At 49.2% G+C, this 1381-nt stretch carries 1 protein-coding gene and 1 pseudogene; one reads left to right on the top strand and one right to left on the bottom strand.

Annotated features, from left to right (window positions below; genetic code table 11):
- Positions 1–1153: RNA-guided endonuclease InsQ/TnpB family protein (locus tag L5470_RS13270; protein ID WP_499500251.1), on the bottom strand; the 1153-nt coding region annotated here is incomplete at its 3' end.
- An 85-nt stretch (positions 1154–1238) separates the two neighbouring features.
- On the opposite strand from L5470_RS13270, the pseudogene L5470_RS13265 reads away from it, so the two are divergent.
- Positions 1239–1381 (top strand): annotated as a pseudogene (locus L5470_RS13265) (IS200/IS605 family transposase); the annotation flags it as partial.

The following is a 1381-nucleotide window of genomic DNA, read 5'->3' as shown; positions in this document are numbered from 1 at the left end:
TTCCGATCTCAGCGCCATTACAATCCGCGTTGATGTACCAATTCTGAGCAGTCCTGAACAAGCCTCGCTTCGTCCGCTTCCCCGATGACTTCCAGCTATCAGGTTTTTCACCGAATGTCGGCAAAAAGTCACCATCCACAAACGATGCTTGAGAGGTATACGACTCCTCAGTTTCAACAAACTCTATCCCGTACTGCTCCGCTAACTGAGCAATCCGCTCTTTCAGTCTCGCAGTTGGGATCTGCACAAACTTCTGATTGGTCTTCTTGCCCAGGTTGGAACCGTCCTTTTGCCGCTGGTTCCAGCCAAATACAATCCGACCAATCCGGTTACGGGTGCAATGGTCAATCACAATCCTAGCCGCTTTGTTCACTGCATCACGTATCTGCCGATTGCGCTTCTCAGTGAGTTGTGCCAGTCGCTTTGACCAAAAGCCTTGAGGCTTACCTTCTTTCAGCTTGGCAATTTGCTTGTTGTACCAGCGGTTCAACGATTTCAGGTGCAGTCCATCCACAATGAAGCTGGTTCCCACATTGCTGACGCAGGTGAGCCAGTTGTTTAATCCCGAATCGATGCCCAGCACCCGCATCGGGTCTACATCAATCTGAACAGGTTTCAGCCGATAGACAAACTCAGCGTAGAAACACCCATTGCGCGGCAGAATCCGCAGTTCCTTGATGTCCTCAAATTTGAGATTGGAGGGCATGGGGACAGTGAACGAATCAATCTGAAACCACACTTTCACTAACTGCCCCAGCGGAACCCGGATCATCCCATCAACCAACTTCAGCGCTTGTTTGGGATAGCTGACTACTGCCAACCCTCCCTTCTTGCGGTAATTTGGCATCCTAGGTTTCTCTGCCAGTTCTCCACCTCGCCACAGTTTCAACAATGCTCGGTAGGACTTAAACGACTCGTAGACCGAAATCAAGGTTTGCTGTGCAGCCTGGGAGTAAAGAGCTTGGAAGTGCTTACTGGTCTTGTATTCGTAACTCAGGCTATGCTTGCCAATCCACTGCCCGGTCTTAAAGTGCAGTTGACGAGCATAGTAGATGCCCTGATTGGTTAGCTTGTTTGCCTCAGAGCAGACAAATTCCATCACCCCCTTAAGTTCGTTATTGGGGTTGAGCAAAACTTGCTGACATCCAAACATGGTGAGTTTATGCAACAATTGTCTGCAGCGTAGCACAGATAGACAAACCGGTGAACTATGGACTACCAGAAAAGCCGCAGTGCATCGAATTAAGGGGCGAACTGCACGGTTCCTCAGACAGGAATTCCCTAATCCATTAATGAAACTGCCGTCCATGTGGACATCCAGTTACTTTGTCTCAACGGCTGGCAATGTTAGCAGCGAAACAATTCAGCGCTACATTGAAGA

Origin of the sequence: Synechococcus sp. PCC 6717 (genome assembly GCF_022698185.1) — a bacterium.
Classification (GTDB): domain Bacteria; phylum Cyanobacteriota; class Cyanobacteriia; order Thermosynechococcales; family Thermosynechococcaceae; genus Thermosynechococcus; species Thermosynechococcus lividus.
The sequence above is the reverse complement of the archived record's forward strand: the minus strand, read 5'-3'. Positions and strand labels throughout refer to the sequence as shown.